This is a genomic window from Rhizobium sp. Leaf321, assembly GCF_001423215.1.
Classification (GTDB): Bacteria; Pseudomonadota; Alphaproteobacteria; order Rhizobiales; family Rhizobiaceae; genus Neorhizobium; species Neorhizobium soli.
The window spans coordinates 715,697-735,395 of sequence record NZ_LMOF01000007.1 but is presented as its reverse complement, the minus strand read 5'-3'; the positions used below and the strand labels follow the sequence as shown (position 1 = coordinate 735,395).

17 protein-coding genes are annotated in these 19,699 nt (G+C 60.6%); 8 read left to right on the top strand and 9 right to left on the bottom strand.

What is annotated here, in order from left to right:
* Window positions 1–13: 13 nt before the first annotated feature.
* Window positions 14–976: an alpha/beta hydrolase gene (locus ASF70_RS16395; protein ID WP_062581134.1), complete on the bottom strand. Its 963-nt coding sequence runs from the start codon at window positions 974–976 to the stop codon at window positions 14–16.
* Between the two features lie 149 nt (window positions 977–1,125).
* Here ASF70_RS16395 and ASF70_RS16390 point away from each other — a divergent pair, with 149 nt between their 5' ends.
* The 4 genes from ASF70_RS16390 (at window position 1,126) to metF (ending at window position 6,754) form a co-directional block, all read left to right on the top strand.
* The gene (locus ASF70_RS16390) at window positions 1,126–2,928 is read left to right on the top strand and encodes a hypothetical protein (RefSeq protein ID WP_062581132.1); all 1,803 of its coding nucleotides are present in this window, start codon (window positions 1,126–1,128) and stop codon (window positions 2,926–2,928) included.
* Between the two features lie 120 nt (window positions 2,929–3,048).
* Entirely contained in the window at window positions 3,049–4,698 is a 1,650-nt protein-coding gene (gene ettA, locus ASF70_RS16385; RefSeq protein ID WP_062456108.1) for an energy-dependent translational throttle protein EttA, read from the top strand.
* A gap of 150 nt (window positions 4,699–4,848) precedes the next feature.
* Complete coding sequence (locus tag ASF70_RS16380; RefSeq protein ID WP_062581130.1) at window positions 4,849–5,847, top strand: metalloregulator ArsR/SmtB family transcription factor; 999 nt, start codon at window positions 4,849–4,851, stop codon at window positions 5,845–5,847.
* Between the two features lie 10 nt (window positions 5,848–5,857).
* Window positions 5,858–6,754: a methylenetetrahydrofolate reductase [NAD(P)H] gene (metF, locus tag ASF70_RS16375; RefSeq protein WP_062456114.1), complete on the top strand. Its 897-nt coding sequence runs from the start codon at window positions 5,858–5,860 to the stop codon at window positions 6,752–6,754.
* Window positions 6,755–7,165: 411 nt separating this feature from the next.
* Here the strand turns inward: metF and ASF70_RS16370 are convergent, their stop codons facing one another.
* From ASF70_RS16370 to ASF70_RS16350, 5 genes are all read right to left on the bottom strand, one after another.
* On the bottom strand, window positions 7,166–8,080 hold the full coding sequence (locus ASF70_RS16370) for a DMT family transporter (protein WP_062456121.1): 915 nt from the start codon (window positions 8,078–8,080) through the stop codon (window positions 7,166–7,168).
* A gap of 89 nt (window positions 8,081–8,169) precedes the next feature.
* Window positions 8,170–9,399: a lytic murein transglycosylase gene (locus tag ASF70_RS16365; protein ID WP_062581128.1), complete on the bottom strand. Its 1,230-nt coding sequence runs from the start codon at window positions 9,397–9,399 to the stop codon at window positions 8,170–8,172.
* A 130-nt stretch (window positions 9,400–9,529) separates the two neighbouring features.
* A complete protein-coding gene (locus ASF70_RS16360; protein WP_062456127.1) occupies window positions 9,530–10,324 on the bottom strand; it encodes a GH25 family lysozyme in 795 nt (264 codons plus the stop codon).
* A gap of 133 nt (window positions 10,325–10,457) precedes the next feature.
* Window positions 10,458–11,141, bottom strand: a complete 684-nt coding sequence (locus ASF70_RS16355) for a class I SAM-dependent methyltransferase (RefSeq protein ID WP_062581126.1) — start codon at window positions 11,139–11,141, stop codon at window positions 10,458–10,460.
* Window positions 11,141–12,400, bottom strand: coding sequence for a DUF3419 family protein (locus ASF70_RS16350; protein ID WP_062581124.1), 1,260 nt, complete (start codon window positions 12,398–12,400; stop codon window positions 11,141–11,143). Before ASF70_RS16350 ends, ASF70_RS16355 begins: the two co-directional genes overlap by 1 nt.
* A 108-nt stretch (window positions 12,401–12,508) precedes the next feature.
* Between ASF70_RS16350 and ASF70_RS16345 the strand changes: the two genes are divergently transcribed.
* A complete protein-coding gene (locus ASF70_RS16345) occupies window positions 12,509–13,867 on the top strand; it encodes a serine hydrolase (protein WP_062581122.1) in 1,359 nt (452 codons plus the stop codon).
* Here ASF70_RS16345 and ASF70_RS16340 read toward each other — a convergent pair.
* From ASF70_RS16340 to ASF70_RS16330, 3 genes are all read right to left on the bottom strand, one after another.
* A complete protein-coding gene (locus ASF70_RS16340) occupies window positions 13,807–14,937 on the bottom strand; it encodes a transglycosylase SLT domain-containing protein (protein WP_244474053.1) in 1,131 nt (376 codons plus the stop codon). The genes ASF70_RS16345 and ASF70_RS16340 overlap by 61 nt on opposite strands.
* Window positions 14,938–15,049: 112 nt before the next feature.
* Window positions 15,050–15,685 carry a hypothetical protein gene (locus tag ASF70_RS16335; protein ID WP_062581118.1) on the bottom strand — a complete coding sequence of 212 codons (636 nt, stop codon included), beginning with the start codon at window positions 15,683–15,685 and terminating at the stop codon, window positions 15,050–15,052.
* Window positions 15,686–15,734: 49 nt separating this feature from the next.
* Window positions 15,735–16,946, bottom strand: coding sequence for a pyrophosphate--fructose-6-phosphate 1-phosphotransferase (locus ASF70_RS16330; RefSeq protein ID WP_062456140.1), 1,212 nt, complete (start codon window positions 16,944–16,946; stop codon window positions 15,735–15,737).
* A gap of 356 nt (window positions 16,947–17,302) precedes the next feature.
* Here ASF70_RS16330 and ASF70_RS16325 point away from each other — a divergent pair, with 356 nt between their 5' ends.
* From ASF70_RS16325 to ASF70_RS16315, 3 genes are all read left to right on the top strand, one after another.
* Complete coding sequence (locus ASF70_RS16325; protein ID WP_062581116.1) at window positions 17,303–18,046, top strand: DnaJ family molecular chaperone; 744 nt, start codon at window positions 17,303–17,305, stop codon at window positions 18,044–18,046.
* Complete coding sequence (locus ASF70_RS16320) at window positions 18,043–18,813, top strand: N-acetylmuramoyl-L-alanine amidase (RefSeq protein WP_062581114.1); 771 nt, start codon at window positions 18,043–18,045, stop codon at window positions 18,811–18,813. Before ASF70_RS16325 ends, ASF70_RS16320 begins: the two co-directional genes overlap by 4 nt.
* A gap of 243 nt (window positions 18,814–19,056) precedes the next feature.
* Entirely contained in the window at window positions 19,057–19,683 is a 627-nt protein-coding gene (locus ASF70_RS16315; RefSeq protein ID WP_062581112.1) for a lytic transglycosylase domain-containing protein, read from the top strand.
* Window positions 19,684–19,699: the final 16 nt, after the last annotated feature.

The window sequence follows — 19,699 nt, the reverse complement described above, 5'->3', positions numbered from 1 at the left end:
AAATGTCATGAACTCATTCCGTTTGCGTGCGGGTATCGCGCAACGGATCTGAGCGACGCGAGGTGAGCGTTTTCGCCCATGCGGCAAAGGCGTTTGTCGCGCGATCCCGGACGCGATCGTTCAGGGTCTCGTGACGGGTTTGTGGGTAGATGATCGTCTCGACATTGTGCATGCCGCGTTTCTGGAACCTGTCCGCGAGCCAGCGGATGGCGCGCCCTCCATCCGTCGCCGGATCGTCCGTGCCACCGACCAGATTGACCGGCAAGTCGGCGGGCAGGCGGTCCAGAAGCGCGGGGCCCCGGTAGGACATCTCGAAGATGTCGAGCCAGAGCGAGACGCTGGCATCGAAGCCGCAGAGCGGGTCGGCGATGTAGGCATCGACTTCGGTTTGGTCGTGGCTCAGCCAGTCGAAATCCGTGTGATGGCCGGGGATCGATTTTCCCCATGCCCCGAAAGTGAGTTTCGGCAGATGCGTGCTTGGAACATCAGACCCTTTTAGCGCGCGCTCGACAAGCAGAATTGCTTGGGCACCGCGCCCGGCAAGGCCTGGATCGAAGTTGGAGTTCCAGACGGCAATCCCGTCGAAGGCCTGCGGATAATCGATCGCGGCATTGAGGGCGATGAGGCCGCCCATCGAATGCCCGACGAGAATGATCGGCAGGTCCGGATGGGCATCAGCCGCGAGATCGCGAACCGCTTTCACATCCGCAGTTACATGCCTTGCACCGTCGCGCACAGCAAAGCGGCCGAGCGGTATGCCGGGTGCCGTGGTCTCGCCATGGCCGCGGTGATCGGGCGCATAGACATGAAAACCGTGCGTCGCCATCGCTTCGGCAAACCGCCGGTAACGGCGGGAATGGTCGGCGAGACCGTGCAAGACGAGGATGACGCCACGGCCGTCCGATGTCTCGGGTTGATGATGAAATGCTATGCGCGCGCCCGTCGAACTATCGAGCCAGTTGGTTGTGTCAAACATCGCTATTCCTGCGGCACCGACGCTGTCAGTCGCTTGTCCTGCCCGGCCGCTTCTCCCGTTCGATCTTTCGCAGAGGCAATCCGGTAGCGCAATGTTAATTCAAGCTAGGTAAGCCGGTGCTGAAGGGCAAAACGCAGGTGGCTTCGAGGATGGCTGGCGCGAGGAGAGGCGAGGCAGGCGCGTCATCGACGCGGCAGGAAGGATCGCTTCTGCGGATCTTTTTCGTTGTCTATCTGACGGCACTCCTTTTGCTGCTACTCGACCTTTCCGATGGACGGCTGTTCTTCGCGGATGTGGATGATGTTCTCCGGGGCGTTCAGATTCGCCATCTGTTATCCGCATCCGGGTCCTTCTGGGACCTGACATTGCCGATGATCGACAGCCCAGGGATCTACGTCTCGCCCTGGTCTCGTCTCGTCGACCTTCCCTATGCCGGCCTTTCGCTTCTGCTGACGCCGCTGCTCGGCCGCGACGGCGCCATCTCCGCGTCCCTGTTGATCTGGCCTCCGATGCTGCTTTCGGTCTATGGGCTGTTTGTTGCCATGATCTGGAAACGCATTGCTCCGATCACCGAGGGGATTCACTATCTCCGGCTGGCGGCTGGGACGTTCGTGATGCTGTATGCGGTCTTCGAATTTTCACCCGGTCGGATCGATCATCACAATTTTCAGATCGTTGCACTGATGGCTGTCGCTTACGGTCTTGTCCGCTTCGATCGTATCGGCGGTATCGTTGTCGGGGTAGGCACCGTCATGTCGGTCGCCATCGCACTCGAAGGTCTGCCGTTCCTGGTCATCATGTTCGGCGGACTTGTTGTGGCATTCGTCGCAGGGGCGACCAGGGCGGCCGAAACGCTCTCGGCGGCGTCGGCCACAATATGTATCGCCACTGTTCCAACAGCTTTGGCACTGCTTGGTGCCTCGGGTACGATGTCGACGCAGTGCGATGCGTTTTCTGCACCCTATATCGTTCTTCTTGTCGGTCTGTCCGGCACATCCTGGATTGCCTGCAGATGTTTCGCCGATGCATCCGGCTGGGTAAAACTCGCCGTTCTTGCCGCTGCCTCGATCGGCGTCATCGTTGCAACCGGAATCTCTTTTCCTGAATGCCTTGCGGGCCCCTATGCCGGGATGGATCCGCTCGCCAAGCAGCTATGGTTCGACCGGGTGCCGCAGGAGCAGGGACTGCTCCATTATGCAGGCGGCTCGCCGTTGCCGGGCATCTTGGTGATCGGTATTTTCCTCACCATACTGGCTCTTGCGGCGCCACGGGTCTTGAGTGAGGTTCGCGCCGGTAATCCTGCCCTTGCGATCCTGTTCGTCACCGCACTCGTCAGTGTGCTTCTGGCAACCGGTCTGCTTCGCTATATCCGCTTTCCATTCGTCTTCGCCGCACTTTTCGTGCCACTGGCGCTCCGCCATATCGATCAGACATCAAGGCAGCCCGGCCGAGCGTCAAGGACCTTGTTCAGCGTCGGGACCGGCGTCTTTCTGCTCATGGTCGGTCTCTGGGGCCTTTCGCGGCCACAAACGATACATGGCGATGCCGTTCAGGCGATGACCATCGACGACTGCAAGGCCGGCGACATGTCCGCTCTCTCAAATCTCGGCCAAGGGCATCTTCTAGCACCCCCGACACTTGCCATGTCGGTGCTGAGGAACCCGATGCCTTCAGGGCTGACGGTCGGGCCGATTCCGTTTCATCGGGCCTCACACGGGATGGCGAACGCCTATACAGCCCTCATCACAACCGACCCAGAGATGCGTCGCGAAGCGCTTGCACCGTTCGATTATGTGGCGGTCTGCCGTTTCCCCGCGCAGGCTGAGCCTGGATCGGCGCCGCTCTACGACGCATTGTCCGCGGGCAAGGACTGGCCCGGTCTCGCACGGCTTGATACCGGTCCCGCAAATCCGTTTCAGCTTTTCCGGATCGACCACGCAAACCTGCGCTAGAAAGCCTCCGGTGCCACGATTCCGTTCGGAAAGCGCATGGTTTGCGCCTCGTATGCGTTGCTCCCAAGCCCGTCTTCGCCTACATAGCGGGCAAACAAATTCCCCGGAGCACATTTATCCATGGCACGTCAGTTCATCTATCACATGTCGGGGCTGAACAAGTCCTACGGCGCCAAGAAGATCCTCGAGAACGTCAACCTGTCCTTCTATCCGGATGCCAAGATCGGTATCCTCGGTCCGAACGGCGCGGGTAAGTCGACGGTTCTGCGCATCATCGCTGGACAGGACAAGGAGTTCACCGGTGAGGCCTGGCTCGCTGAAGGTGCGACCGTCGGCTATCTCGAGCAGGAACCGCATCTCGACCCAACGAAGACGGCTTTCGAGAACGTCATGGTCGGCGTTGCTGCCAAGACCGCGGTGCTCGAGCGCTACAACGAACTGATGATGAACTATTCCGACGAGACGGCGGACGAAGGCGCCAAGCTCCAGGACGTCATCGACGCACAGAACCTCTGGGATCTCGACAAGCAGGTCGAAATGGCGATGGAAGCCCTGCGCTGCCCGCCGAAGGATTCGGACGTCACGCTGCTTTCGGGTGGTGAGCGTCGCCGTATCGCGCTCTGCCGTCTGCTTCTGTCGCAGCCGGACCTGCTGCTGCTCGACGAACCGACCAACCACCTTGACGCCGAGACCATTGCCTGGCTCGAAAAGCACCTGCGCGATTATCCCGGCGCCGTGATGATGATCACCCACGATCGCTACTTCCTCGACAACGTCACCGGCTGGATCCTCGAGCTCGACCGCGGCCGCGGCATTCCCTACGAAGGCAACTACTCGGCTTACCTGCTGGCAAAGGCCAAGCGCATGCAGCAGGAATCCCGCGAAGATGCCGGTCGCCAGAAGGCGATCAGCCGCGAACAGGAATGGATTGCCTCCAGCCCGAAGGCCCGTCAGGCCAAGTCGAAGGCTCGTATCAAGGCCTACGAACAGCTGGTCGATGCTGCTGACGGCATCCGTCCCGGCGATGCGCAGATCATTATCCCTGTGTCCGAACGTCTCGGCCAGGTGGTGATCGAGATGGAAGGCATCAACAAGGGCTTCGAAGGCCGCACGCTGATCAACGACCTGTCGATCAAGCTGCCGCCAGGCGGCATCGTCGGCATTATCGGCCCGAACGGCGCCGGCAAGACGACCCTGTTCAAGATGATCACGGGACAGGAAAAGCCGGATGCCGGCTCTGTCCGCATCGGTGAAACCGTCCATCTCGGTTACGTCGACCAGAGCCGCGATGCTCTCGACGGCAACAAGACCGTGTGGGAAGAAATCTCGGGCGGTGCCGAAGTCATCAAGCTCGGCAAGTTCGACATGAACTCCCGCGCCTATTGCGGCGCCTTCAACTTCAAGGGCGGCGATCAGCAGCAGAAGGTCGGCAACCTGTCGGGTGGTCAGCGTAACCGCGTCCACCTTGCCAAGATGCTGAAGGCCGGCGGCAACGTTCTGCTGCTCGACGAACCGACCAACGACCTTGATACGGAAACACTGGGCGCTCTCGAAAGCGCGCTCGAAGCGTTTGCCGGCTGCGCGATCATCATCAGCCATGATCGCATGTTCCTTGACCGGTTGGCGACGCATATCCTCGCGTTCGAAGGCGATGGCCATGTGGAATGGTTCGAAGGCAACTTCGAGGATTACGAAGAGGACAAGATCCGTCGTCTCGGCCCTGATGCTCTCAATCCCGGCAGCCAGGCCCACAAGCGCCTGACACGCTAACTGCGACAGACGCAGTTTGAAGCTTACAAAAACCCGGGGTCGTCCCCGGGTTTTTTTGTAGGAATGCAGGCTGAAATCCCGTTGCGTCTTGCATGACAATTTGAAATCACATAAACATATCTTTATATGTTGATTGTGAAGGCGTGTTGTATGGGGTTGGTCCTCGATGAACTGGTAGATGTGCTGAAGACGGCAGGGGAGCCCACACGGTTTCGTTTGCTGGTGCTTTTGGCCGCAGGCGATCTGACCGTCACGGATCTGACCGAGATTCTTGGCCAATCTCAGCCTCGGATCTCGCGTCATCTCAAGCTGTTGACCGAAGAAGCGCTGATCGAGCGATACCAGGAAGGCGCCTGGGCTTACTTTCGGCTGCGCCAGGAAGGGAACGGCGCTGCACTGGTCCAGACTTTGCTCGCCTCCGCTTCGCAGGATGATCCGGTGCTTGTGCGTGACCGCGAGCGTCTGACAACTGTGAAAAACCAGCGCTCGGCGAAGGCGCAGGAGTATTTCAGCCGCAACGCTTCGCAGTGGGACGAGCTTCGTCGTCTGCATGCCAGCGACGAGACGGTCGAAGAGGCGCTGCTGCGGCTGATCGGTCCTTCGCCGGTTGATTCGCTGCTCGATCTCGGCACGGGAACGGGCTGGATCCTGCAGTTGCTGGCAAGCCGCTATCGCCGCGCGATCGGTGTCGATGCCAGCCGCGACATGCTGTCTGTCGCCCGGTCCAATCTCGACGATGCAGGCATCGTCAAGGCATCGGTCCGGCACGGCGACATTCTCAATCCGCCTGTCGAAGGCCAGGATTTCGATCTCATCACCATTCACCAGGTGCTGCATTTCCTCGACCGGCCGGATCTTGCGATCGCCGAAGCCGCCCGCATGCTGCGGCCCGGCGGGCGATTGCTGATCGTCGATTTTGCGCCGCATGCGCTGGAGCATCTGCGTGACGAGCACGCGCATCTGCGCCTCGGTTTCTCCCATCAGGCGATGAACGAGTGGCTGAACAGAGTGGGCCTGGACGTCCAGAAGGTGATCGACCTCAGCCCGGGCCGCGAAGGCGCCCTCACAGTGACAGTGTGGCTTGCCGGCGACCGTCGCCTGCTGATGGCGAAAGCCGACACACCCGCTCTCGCCGAAACCGTTATCTAGGAGCCTGATCATGGATACACCCGCAGCCAAGGCCCCGTTCAAGCTCTCCTACGAGTTCTTTCCGCCGAAGTCCGATGAGATGCAGACGCAGCTCTGGGAAACGGTCGATGCGCTTGCAGCCTTCAAGCCGGAATTCGTCACGATGACCTATGGCGCCGGAGGCTCCACGCGCGAGCCGACGCTCGCAGCGGTTCAGCGTATGATCAACGATGCCAAACTCCAGACCGCTGCGCATCTGACCTGCGTCGATGCCGCGCGCGAGGAGGTCAAGTCTGTTGTCGAGGAGTACCGGGCAGCGGGCGTTCGTCGCATCGTCGCGCTGCGCGGAGATTCGAGCGCAGGCGTCGGCGCGGCCTATACGCCGCATCCGGACGGGTTCTCCGACACGGCCGATCTCGTTCGCATGCTGGTCGAGTATGGCGACATGGATATTTCCGTCTCTGCCTATCCGGAAATGCATCCGGAAAGCCCGAGCATGGCCGCCGATATCGATACGCTCAAGCGCAAGGCAGATGCAGGTGCCAACCGTGCCCTGACGCAGTTCTTCTTCGACAACGAAGTGTTCGAGCGCTATCTCGAGGCCGTTCATGCGGCGGGCATCACCATCCCGATCGTGCCCGGTATCATGCCGATCCAGAACCTGACTCAGCTGAAGCGTTTTGCGGGCCGCTGCGGCGCCACCGTTCCGGCGTTTCTCGATGCCCGCTTCGAAGGGTTGGACGACAAGCCTGATGATCGTGCCAAGGTGGCGGCCGATGTTGCAGCCGAGCAGATCGCTGACCTGATGCGCCGCGGTCACGATCACTTCCATCTCTACACGATGAACCGCGTCCCGCTGGTCTCAGGTGTGCTGGAACGGCTTGGCCGGCATCCTGACAAGGATGCAAACGTCGGTAACGCTGCGTAGCGCCGACAATGAAAAAGCGCATGTTCCATGCGTGAACATGCGCTTTTGTAATGCTGCCGATTATCAAACGGTCAGTCCGAGGTATCACCGGTCACCGGTTGCATGCGTTGTTTTGGAATGCGTCTAGATGAACAACATCGAAGCGACGAACACAAACGCAATACCAACCACCAGGACATTGAGAGGGTAGGTTCTTCCCATGTCTGCCTCCTTGCGTTGACTGACAGAGTTTATGTCTGTTTCATGGCAAATGGGAAGAGGGAAACTGTGCTGCGGCGCATCAAGATGCGGCCAAAACCGACCGATGATTTTCCATCTTATTGATTTGACAACGGAAAGCCCCGTTAACGGAAGTTTTCAATGTGTTAAATATCGCGATCAGACGGTTAACAGCACCGTTTCGAGCGAGGACTATGTCGCCGTTGTGCGGGTGCGAAGGATTCGCCCATCCAACAGAAGGAGCCCTGCACAGATGACCGCCATGCCGGCAATATCAGTCCATTCCAGTCGTTCGCCGAGGAAGAATACTCCCAGAAGAATGGCGCTCGGAGGGATGAGCAGCGTGACGAGGGAAGCGTTGGTTGCGCCGGCCAGTGCCAGGACCCTGAAGAAGATCAGGTAGGCGAGCGCGGTCGAGAGTAACGCCAACGCCACGATAGCCATGACGACGTGAGGAGACGGTGCAGCAAGCGTCCAGGGTTGGTCCGCGACCAGCGAGACCGGCAGTATCATCAGGCTCGACGCCGTGAGCTGTCCCGTGGCTGTCACCGGGGCCGGAATGCCGCGGAAGCGTTTTCCGTAGGTGCCGGCGATACCATAGGAGATCGCGGCGCCGATCGGCAGGAGCAGCGCCCAGAGCGGTGCTGCCGTATCTGTAATCGTGCTCGGGCCGATCAGGATGCAGGTGCCGACAAGGCCTGCAGCGCATCCGGCAAGTTTCGCCCCGGTCAGCTTTTCGTCCGACGTCCACTGGTTGGCGATGATGACGGTCCAGATCGGCGTCGTCGCGTTGAGGATCGAGGCAAGGCCTGCGCCGATCTCCGTCTGGCCGAAGAAGATCAGCGTGTGCGGCAGAGCGTTGTTGAGGAAGCCCATTGCGACAAAGGCGCGCCAGTGGGTGGCAAGGATGGAGTAGGTTCCGTTGCGGCCGTGCAGGTAGATGTGGAGAGCGAGCGCCGCAAGACCGAGGCGCAGAAACACCAGCGTGAACGGCGGTACTTCCTGGACGGCGATGCGGGCGAAGAAGAACGAGCCGCCCCAGAGAAGGCCGAGCACGAACAGCAATGCCCAGGCGACGGGGGTCAGTCTGGCTGCGGCGGATGACATGGAATGCCTTTATTGATGCTGCTCGAAGATAAAACGGGCGGCGGTCAGCCCGCCACCCGTTTCATGTCATGTGATGCAAGGCCCGCTGATCAGAGCGCGGACAGCAAAGCCTGGGTCGGCCAGCCGTCGGCCGGCATGCCGAGGCGTGCCTGTTCCTTCTGGACGGCAACGCGCGTGCCGGAGCCCAGAATGCCATCGATCTTGCCGACGTCATAGCCATGCGCCTGAAGCTTGGTCTGCAGTGCCTTCATGCCCGTATCGTCGAGACCCGGTTCCGGGTTGCCCTTCAGGTAAGGCGGGGCGCCGGAGAGGCGGGTGGCGAAATAGGCGGCAGACGTCGTGTAGATGAACGACTGGTTCCACTGCAGGTAGATGCCAAAGTTCGGATAGGTCAGGAACGCGGGTCCCTTGCGGCCCTGCGGCAGAACGAGTGCTGCCGGCAGATTGCCGAAGGACGTGACGCCGTCGCGCGGCGTGACGCCATAGGAAAACCATTCGCTGGCCGGGATCTCGTTGCCGAGGCCGCTCTTTTCGAAGGGCAGGCTTTCCGGTAGCGTCACTTCCTGGATCCAGGGCTGGCCGGGCGTGAAGCCCATGCTCTGAATGAATTTGGCCGCCGTCAGGATGGCGTCGGGACCGCTCGTCTTGACGTTGATATGGCCGCTGTTGTCGCCATCGACGCCGTGCGCGATGATGTCTTCCGGCAGCATCTGCACCTGGCCGATTTCGCCGGCCCATGCGCCGGTGTTGGTGGCCGGGTCGAGATCGCCGTGCTGGACCATCTCGATCAGCGCGATCAGCTGCGGCCGGAACAGGCCAGGACGGCGGCAGTCATGCGACAGCGTGACAAGCGCGTTGCGGGTGTTGAAATCGCCCTGAACGGCACCGAAATCGGTTTCCATCGCCCAGAATGCGGTGATGACGCCAGGTGCGACGCCGAATTCGGTCTGGGCGCGGCCGAACACGTCCGAAAGCTGCTTCATCTTCTGACGACCGATATCGAGGCGGCCCTGGCTGACGGTGCGCTGCGAGAATTCGAGGAAAGTCTGGCGGAAGACGCCCTGCGCGCGGTCGCGTGACAGAACCTTCTGGTCGATCTCGGCGCCTGCAAATGCCTGATCCGCTGCGGCAGCGGTTGCGCCAGCCTTGATCGCGTCAGCCTTGACGCCTTCGAGGAAGGTTGCAAGATCGCCGCCGCATGGTGCTGCCGGAATTGGCGGAGCGGTCGGCTGAGCGGCTGTCTGGGCAAGGGCGGTGGAAGAGAGGCAGGCGGCGAGAGCACAAGCCAAAGCTGCGCGGCAGACAAGTGTCGAAGACATCAGCGGTTTCCTAAAATCGATTTCTTCCGCGCGACATGGTCACTGGTGGACATGGGCGCAGACCCTCAGGTCGCGCCGGTTTTAGCGTAACGTCAGATACATTGCCAGAGAGCTTGTGCGGGTTAGCACATCAGTCGGCCGACGCAATAAACGTCTTCCACGCTTTGCTGTTTCCGGCAAAGACATTGATATCGGTTGCGCCTTTGACGCCCGGGACAACGCCTGTTGCCGTGTATTGCCAGAACGCCCACTTGCGGTCCGTATAGATCTTGGTCGGATGGGCGGCGACCGAGCGAACCCAGAAATGGTAGTTGGGGAAGGCGCCGACGAGGTTGTCGCGGTGGAAATCGACCGACGTGTAGATGATCGGCCGCTTGCCGTAGTGGGCCTCGATCCTGTCCATGAAGCGTTTCATGCTGGCCCGCACGGTCTGCGGATCCGGCTTCAGCTTGCAGGTGGGCGAGGCGTGGTTCCACTCCATGTCCAGTACCGGCGGCAGCATGTTTGCTTCCTTGGGAACATTGGCGATGAACCAGTCTGCCTGATCTTCCGGTGTCGAGCAGAAGTAGTAGAAGTGATAGGCCGCGTGCGGAATGCCCGCATTGGCGGCGTTGCGCCAATGGGTGGTGAAGGCGGAATCGATGCGGTCCTTGCCCTCGGTTCCCTTGATGAAGACGAAGGCGACGCCGGATTTCTTCACCGTCTGCCAGTCGATGTCGGTGCCGTTCCATTTCGACAGGTCGATGCCGTGAACCTCGTGGCGGCCCGGATGGTTGGCGCCGAAATCCTGCGGATCCGTGTCCTTGAACTTCATCTGCCGGACAGAGCCAGTATCGACCAGATCGTAGCTTGTGGACGTACAACCGGACATCAGAAGCGCGGCAGACAGGACGGCAGCAGAAAGAACGGTTGGAAGCCGGGGCATGAAGGTTCCGTGTTAGGGCAGAGACAAAGAGCCTTGTCCGCGATCGAGTGGGCAAAAGGGAGGCGTAGCGTCCCGTTTACCATAAGCTCGTAAAAATTCAGTTAGAAAGCAAGATCTGGAATACGCTTAGTGATTATCCCCGGCGGCGAAGGATCGCCCGCCAGGCATAGCCGCGGCCGATCACCTCGAACATCATGTCGGCCTTTGCCGTTGCGAGACGCTTTTCCAGCGCCTGTTCGAGGGTGGCGCGCGGGGTCACATGAAAGCGGGCGAGCCAGGACTTGAGCGCAGACCCCATGATGTTCGGCAGGTTTTCCTGCTGTCCGAAGTCGACGATATGCAGCGACCCTTGAGGCGAAAGCGCCGCAAGGGCGGCGTCGATCGCCTTCTCCCAGTCTGGGATCATCGACAGGGCATAGGAAATGAGGATCCGGTCGAAACCGTTGACGCCGAACTCCTCCGCCGTGAATGTCGTGGCATCTGCGACCTTCAGAATAGGCTTTATTTCCGTGCCGCGGAAATTCGCGTCTGCCGTCTGGAGCATCTGCGCGGAGATATCGAGGCCGTAAAGTTTCGCGTTCGGGAAAAGCTTGTGGGCGAGGAAAAGGTTGCGGCCGGTTCCGCAGCCGACTTCCAGCACGCTTCCTCCGACTGGCGGGGCAAGGCCTGCGATCGTGCCATCGCGTCCCAGGAGATAGTATTTGCGGGTGAGGTCGTAGATATGCCGCTGGTAGCGGTACATCCGGTCCATCCTGCCGGCATGGCCGATCTCTTCACGATTGGCCGGTCCGAGGTTGCCTGCGTCGGTCTCTGCCATCAGTCGGCCTTTGCGTAGACATGGAAGCCGCCGTAGATGGCGGAGCGGTCCTGCAGGTTGAGGGCCTGCGAGCGCTCGTCGAGATAGGTCCAGCGGGCGGCAAGCGAGGGCGAGAGGCGCCCCTCGATGACGCTGCGCTCGGCGGCCGTCCGGAAGATCACCCGGGCGCCGACAGCGGCCGTCCGGTCGATCTCCGACCAGAGGTCGTTGATCTGCTGGTCGTTCATCCAGTCCTGCGCGTCCAGCAAGACGTAGCGATCGATTGAGCCTGCCGTCTTGCGCTTGAGGAGAGCCGTGAAACTCTCGTGGTGAACGGCGACCCGGTCTGTGGCGGCACGGATAGCCTTGTAGTTGCCGGCCTTGAGATAGGTGGGCAGCGTGCCTTCGTGGGCGGCGGGATAGCGGCGGACAAACGCCTGCCAGGCAAAATAATTGTCCTTCAACGGGAAGTGACAGGCGAGCTTTTCGAGACGCTCCCGCAGCACGGTCGCGATTGAGCCGTTATCGCTGCCGCCGGTCGCCATGCCGGCCAGCTCGTCATATTGCTGCGGCGGAATGCCAAGTCCGAACAGCGAGCTCTTGTTCGAGGTGATCCAGCGGACCAGTTTTCTGTCGAACAGGGGCGCGATCTCTTCGTCGAAGAAGCGGCGCTGATCTCGGACCGATTTGGTCTGCTCCATCTTCGTCAGATCGACGCCATGCAGGCGCGCCAGAAGGTGTCTCGCGCCGATGAACCGGCCGAGAAGCCCGGTGCGGTAGATGTTGCGGTCGAACACGGAGATGCGGCGACGGCCGGTGATAGACCGCTTCTGCCAGTAACTGCGGGTTGCGCGATCCAGATTCGGCGCGATCAGTCTGTCGAAGGTGACGCTGTTCGATCGTGTACCCTGCGCCGAGAGAAACCTGACGACATCCATATGGCTCGGCAGATGACGGAATGCCGCGAGCTTCAGCCGATTCAGCGCGACATGGTGGGGGTTAAGATCCACGACATCGATGCTGCGCGGATTGCGGGAGAGGTAGGCCAGCATGTTGCAGCCACCGGAGCCGATGGTGACGATCGCGTGCTCGGCTGAAAGCTCCATTGCTTCCATGTCGACGTCTGGATCTTCCCAGATCTGAGGATAGACGAGACCGGAAAACAGGAGCCCGAACAGCCGTTCCGACAGCCCTTCGCGCGAAAATAGTTTGTGCTGGAGCAGCGCATCCTTGAGCTTCTGATTGCTGGTGAAACCGGTTTCCCTGACGACGTCGGCCATTGCGTCTCTCGCTGCATGAATTATTTCGCGATCTGTAGAACGCAGGCCTAAACCCGGCATGCTACAGCTGGATGACGCGGGCTGTTGGTGAACAAGGACATTTGACATATGCGCCTGATGAAGCGGATCGTGACGGGAACTGCCGGGGCATTGGTACTTGGTATCTTCGGGGGACTGGCGTGGATCATCATTGCGCCGCCGCAACTGCTTCGGGTCGGAAGTGGCTATGCGGCCAAGATCGTCTGCTCCAACGTGTTTCTGGCCGGACGTGATCCGCAAGAGGTGCTGGCGAGCGACGTGCAGGCGCCGGGCAACCCGCTGCTCCTGATGATGCGGGTGACCGTTGACCGCGATGCCGGACGTGTCGACGCCGGGCTGCTTGGCTTCATCGGAACCAATCAGGCAACCTACAGGCCTGGCCTCGGCTGCACTGTTTCGCCAGATGGTTCGGCATTGCCGCAAGTCGCGCTGCCGCCGCGATCATCACCTTCCGTCGATGAAGCTCCGGCCTGGCCGGTGGGGCAGGGGGTCGAACGCGATCCGCGCGTGATGGCGGTTCTAGAGGATAAGGCACTGACCGGGCCTGGCATGCGGGCGGTGGTGGTCGTCAAAAACGGGCGCATCGTCGGCGAGGCTTATGGAGAGGGCTTCTCGAAGGACACGCCGTTGCTGGGATGGTCGATGACGAAAACCGTCAATGCGGCGCTGATCGGCACATTGATGATCAGCGGCCGGATGTCGCTCGGAGATCGTGATCTTCTGCCCGCGTGGAGCAACGACAAACGACGCGAAATCACGCTTGCCAACCTTCTCGCCATGGAAAGCGGGCTTGGTTTCAACGAGAATTACGGTGCCGTCGCCGATGTCACACGGATGCTCTACCTCGAACCTGACATGGCCGCGTTCACGGCCACGATCCCGCTCGAGGCAGATCCGGGCGCACGTTTCCGTTACTCATCGGGCTCCAGTGTACTGCTGTCGAAGATCTGGATGGACAGGATTGGTGATCGCGCGGAGGCTCTTGGCTATCCGTCTCGCGCGCTGTTTGATCCGCTCGGGATGACAAGTGCCGTCGTGGAGCCGGATGCAGCGGGGACGTTTGCCGGCAGTTCCTATCTTTATGCGACCGGGCGCGATTGGGCACGGTTCGGACTGTTTCTGGCACGCGACGGGGTGTGGAACGGACTGCGGCTGCTGCCGGAGGGGTTCGTGCACCTGATGCAGGAGCCGAATGCGCATTCAAACGGACGGTTTTCGAAGATGCAGACCTGGCTGCCGAAGCCCGACGACGTAGCCATGCCGGCAGATACGTTCTATCTGCAGGGCCATGATGGGCAGACAATCGCTGTCATGCCGTCGGCGGATCTCGTGGTGGTGCGGCTTGGGCTGACGCCCCGGTCGCTGGGTTACGAACCGGGCTTGCTGTTTGGCGCAGTCGCGAAGGCGACGGGTGTCGTGGGGCTCTGATCGGCCTTCAGCACATGCAGCATGTCGCGGCGCTTGGCGTCGTAGTAGTAGCCGCGGGCATAGAGGCGGATGGCGTTGTCGTTCTTGTTGTCGGCAACGAGCCAGGCGCCACGTAGATATCGGATCGCGTATTTGAGATTGGTCTCGGCGTCCAGCAGGCCTTCCGGCTTGCCCTGATAGCCCATCGACTTCGCGGTCGAGTACTTGATCTGCATCAGGCCCCAATAGCCGTTCTTGTGGTAGGCCTTGGGATTGTATTTGCTTTCGCGATGGACGACGCGGTGCACCAGCGATTCCGGCACGCCGTAGAGACCGGCATAGCGCTTGATGAGCTTCTTGAGGTCTGCGGGCGCGTTCGACGCGGTATCCGGCATCGGCTCGCCGGGAGCCGGCGGAAAGTCCTTGATATTGCCCATGGCCGAGACCGCAGCCACAGCGCGGGGAGCGGCTGCATAGGCAAGCGTGGAGCTTGCGGCAGCCGGCGTTGCAGCACCAGCAATAGCGCTCGATGTAAGCGTGGCCGGACGCGGTGTCGGCACGACCGATTGCAGCGCGACCATATCCGGCGTCAGTTCTTCCTCGTCGAGCGCGATGGCCTGCGCTGCTGCGGGCTGGATCTGGCCAGACGCAACGGCGGTCGCGACCGGTGGCGACACGAGACGGCTCGACTTCTGGGTCATGACCGAAGCGGCTGCCGGCTTGAGCGGCTGCGCGGAGGCAAGGCTCACAGGCTGGACTGCGGTTGCGATCGGCGGCGGCGTGAAGGCAACGATCGGTGCAATGGTCGGAGACGCCATGGCAGCATTCTGAGCCGATACGGTTTCTACGGTCGGTGGAACCGGAACGGATATGCGACCGCTCTTGGCGATCTGCGCCATCGTCTGGCCCGGGGCCATCTGTTGAGATTGATCGGCGGCAGAAGAATTGTACTGACCGTCAGCTGACGTGGTCTGAGACGGCTGCCCGGAAGCGACTTTTGTATCGCGTTCAACGCTGGAGCATCCAGCCAGAACGGAAGACATCGCAAGCGCCACAGCAGCTCTACGGCTGACGAATCTGACCACCGTCATCAGGTTGCTCTCATTTGAAATGGTTACCGTACCCGCCAAAAAGTCACCGATTGAGGATTTCCATTAACGTATAAGGCGACGCCCGGCAAGTCGCTGGACGCCTTCTGTTTCCTCAAGCAGCGATTCGCCGGAAACCAGCCGTCACGGCACGCCTGGCGATGAATACCGTGCCGGGCTTGTTCAAGGCTGGATTGCGCCTCGAAAATCGCTTTGTGCCCCGCAGCGCAAGGCTGGGGATGAGTGCCTGTGCCAACGCACTGCCAGCGATGGAGGCGAGAAAAATCGCCGTCAGCACTTCGGCCTGGAGCGAGAGCGACAGCGAAGGGCGCAGAAACTGTGCAGTCAGCGCGGCAAGAATGATCGCGTATCTGGGGGTGCGAACGCATCGAACGAAGACGTCTGCGAAGATCCGGTCAAACCGCCGCGTCGGCAGATTGTCATTGTCGGCGAGCGGCGCGCGGACCTGTGGGTCCTGGAAGCACCAGAGTACATAGACCATGGCGTAGGCGATGCCGACCCAGCCGATCGCGGTCATGGCCGATGGCGCGTGAAAACAGACAAGCAGTAGCGGCGCGAGGCCCGCGGTGAAGGCGAGACCCAGTCCCAAGGCCAATGCGGGGACCGTCACGACTGCGCTTAGACGGCCGCGCTGCTTGGAATAGAGCGCGACTGTCCTCGTCAGCGGGTTGGGAAGGATGACGAGGGCCACAGCGGTCGCGGCAAATGCGAACCATGTTTCGATCGTCATCACATTCCTCCGGAGCCCACGGCTCTCGTTTGTCGCTCAGCGCGACGCGTTATACGGTTTCGTAGGGCTGGCCGATATGGTCCATCACCTCGCCGAACCATTTTGCCGTCAGATCGAAATGTTTTCCACCCTTGATTCGGGGAAATTCGATGGTTCTCAGTTTTCCGCCCTGGTCTTCATCATGGCCGGTGACGCCGGACACCTTGTTGAGAGCGCTTTCGACCGCAAGATCGACCATGCCCTGGATGAGGCGAAGATCATCACCATTGGCCGGGGCCGAGCGGGCGAAATAGCCTGACTTCTGGACCATCGAGCGTTCGGCGCCGATCAGGCCCGCAAACTGGTTCTGGAACCAGCCGCCGACATTGATCGTGTCGAGCTTCACATGGCCGAACGCATCGCGCTTGACGGTGTCGCCGGCGGCTTCCCGTTCCGCGATGATCGTATTCATGCCGGCACCTTCCGAGACGAAGATCGTCACGGTGCCGCGTTCTTCCATCACGCGCTTCAGGCGTGCAGACTCTTGTTCGAGGTCGAACTCCAGTTCCGGCAAATAGAGGCCATCGATGCTTTTCAGCTCGGCGTTCATCATGAGGCCGTCGACATACTCGTTGCCGCGGCTCTGCTCGATATAGGCGCGCGCCGTTGCGGCCGTCAGCCAGCCGCAGTGGCGACCCATGACTTCGTGGATCACGAAAGTGCGGGGGGCGGCGGTCTGCTCGTTGCTGACATTGTCGAAGAAACGCGCGCCGACTTCGGCGGCCGTCCATGCGCCGAGCGACTGGCGGATTGGCACGACGTCGTTATCGACGGTCTTCGGAAGACCGACGACGGTGAGATCATAGCCATTTGCGCCGAGGTAGGCTGCGAGATCGGCTGCCGTCGTGTTGGTGTCGTCGCCGCCGATCGTGTGAAGGATCGTAACGCCGTCCTTGGCGAGTCGTTCGGCTGCGACCTGCAGTGGGTTGTCGCCTTCCTTGACGAGGCCACGCTTGACGCAATCGGCGGCGTTGGTGAGCTTGACGCGGCTGTTGCCGATCGGCGAGCCGCCGTAACGATGAAGGAGAGGAGCCTTTTCACGCATCTCGGATGTGATCGCGATGCTGTCGCCCAAGAGCACGCCCTGGTAGCCGGAGCGGTAGGCAATGATGTCCAGATCAGGGGCAACATCCGAGTAGCGCTCGATCAATCCGCCGACGGCAGACGAGAGGCAGGGCGCAAGGCCACCGGCGGTCAGCAGTGCGACTTTCTGTTTGGACATCGATCCTCCTTGATGCGCTCAGGGCGCAAGAAACTGACAAAACGGGATGAATGGATGCGACACCAGCTAGAGCCTGTAAAGTGAATTTCTCAAGAAAATTCCGTCGCTTCGAGGTTTTTCCTGTCCGTTCCCCGATCTAATCGTTTCAAAGAAATCACCAGCCTCGCGGGCTGCCGTGGCACACGGCAGGACGGGTCGTTTTGGTCGGCGTTTCGACCCATTGGCCGTCAACGACTTTGTGCCGTTGCCGGACAGACCGGGCTTCAGCATGATTGTTCGAAAAACATGAACAGAGTTTAATCTTCAGCGGACCGTCCTCAGCTTGCCAAAACGTCGGTTATCTGGTCATTTAAGGGATGATTTTCGATTTCAATTGCCTCCAATTGTCCTCCCTGTGGGAAAGGTTGCTCGGTGCCGTCGGCGATGCCGCGGGCGGTGTGCTCAACCGAGTCGTCGATGCGATCCGCACCATGTTCGAGGGCGATCCGGAAACACGGCGCCAGGTTTCCTTCTCGGTGGCGATCATTGCCCTGTCTGCAAAGATGGCGAAGGCCGATGGCGTGGTCACCGAAGCCGAAGTGAGTGCCTTCCAGCAGATTTTCGATTTTCCGGCCGAGGAAGCGCGCAACGTTGCACGTCTCTATAACCTCGCACGCCAGGACATTGCCGGCTACGAGGCGTATGCCACGAAGCTTTCGGGGCTGTGCAGCAGCGGCGACATGGAAAACTGCCCGATGCTTGAGAGCGTCGTCGATGGTCTGTTTCATATCGCCAAGGCGGATGGTCTCGTGCATGAGAGCGAGCTGGCGTTTCTGGCGCGCATCGCCGAAATCTTCCGGATCGACGAGGAACATTTCCGCCGCATCATGGCCCGCCACGTGCATCTCGACGGTCGTGACCCGTATCTGGTGCTCGGCGTTTCGCGTAACGACGATTTCTCGGCAATCCGCAAACAGTACCGTCTACTGGTTTCGGAGCATCATCCCGACCGGCTGATCGCACGCGGCGTGCCGGCAACACTGCATGCGGCTGCGACCGAACGGATGGCCGCGCTCAACGCGGCCTATGAAGCGATCGAGAAAGAGCGCCGCGCGGCATGACAATTCCGGCTTCCTCTGCCGCCGATCATGCCCGCGCCACGGTCGAGCCTTCTCCTAATCATGGGGAAAGGGCAGGCGGGCGCCAGCCGGACATGATCCTTCTGCATTATACCGGCATGCCTGATGCCGACCAGGCGCTGGCATGGCTTCGCAACGAGGCGAGCCAGGTCTCCAGTCACTATTTCATCCATGAAGACGGCCGGATCGTGCAGCTTGTTCCCGAGGCGCGGCGCGCTTGGCATGCGGGCAAAAGCAGCTGGGCCGGCGAAACGGACATCAATTCCTGCTCCATCGGGATCGAAATCGCCAATCCCGGACATCCCGGCGGACTTCCCCATTTTCCGGATATCCAGATCGACGCGGTCGTCGAATTGTGTCGAGACTGCGGCAATCGCTGGGGAATATCCCGGGAACGGGTCGTCGGACACTCGGATGTCGCCCCCATCCGCAAGCTCGACCCGGGCGAAAATTTCCCCTGGCAGAAATTGTATGTGGCGGGGATCGGTCACTGGGTCGAGCCCGGTCAGATCAGCGGCGGCCGGTTTTTCCAGCACGGCGAAAGTGGCCAGCCGATCGAGGCCCTGCAGTCGATGCTGTCGCTCTACGGATACGATATTGAAATCACGGGCACATTCTGCGATCGCACGAAGGGCGTCGTCGAGGCTTTCCAACGGCATTTCAGGCCCGCGCTGGTCGATGGGATTGCCGATTTTTCGACGATCGACACGCTGCATCGGCTGCTCAAGGCACTGCCGAAATACAGCTAGGCGCAAGCTTCGCGAAACTGTCGGAAGCGTTTGCGGACAGGGCTTTTTTGCATTGCCACATGATCTCCTTAATGCGGCTTTCTAAAGAGTTGCTAACGCAGCGTCCCCAGACGGGGGCTGCCAAGATAAACCTACAGGTCTTGTAAAACCTCGCGTCGTCGTCCGGCGTCGCGACGAGGGATGTTTGCGTATCACGATATCCCGCGAGCCTGTTGTTCCGGAGATACTTTAGAATTGACTAAGATGACTTGTGCGGTCGCGGCAGGCATTGCCATGCTTTTCGCGGGATGTGGATCTGTGCGTGCCGAAGACGGCGGAGACGTGGTTCGGGTTTATGTCAAACCGCTGACCATTCCCTGGGAGACACGCGAAACCGGGTTTGCTGCCCCGACGGCCACCGAGAGGCAGATGGTTCGCCGGATGCATTATACGACGCTGATCGCCAAATATGCCGATCAATACGATGTGCCGTTCGACCTTGCTGAGGCTGTCGTGCAGATCGAAAGCAATTTTCGCCCGACCGTGAAGGGCAGTGCCGGCGAGATCGGCCTGATGCAGGTGAAGCCGGCGACCGCAAGGCTGATGGGCTACAAGGGCCCTGATTATGGCCTCTACGATCCGGAAACCAACATCCGCTACGGCATGAAGTATCTGGCGGGCGCCCATGATCTGGGTGGCGGCAAGATTTGCGGCACGATCCTCAAATACAATGCGGGCCACGCCGCCAAGCGTATGAACCCGACGTCCAAGCGCTACTGTCAGCGCGTCGAGGCGGTTCTTGAAGACAACAAGGACGATGTGATCGAAAAGACCTTCGCGTTCGATTTTCCGCCGAAGGGGTATGCGGTGCTGGCGCCTCTGGTATTCTGATTCCGGAAACGGTTAG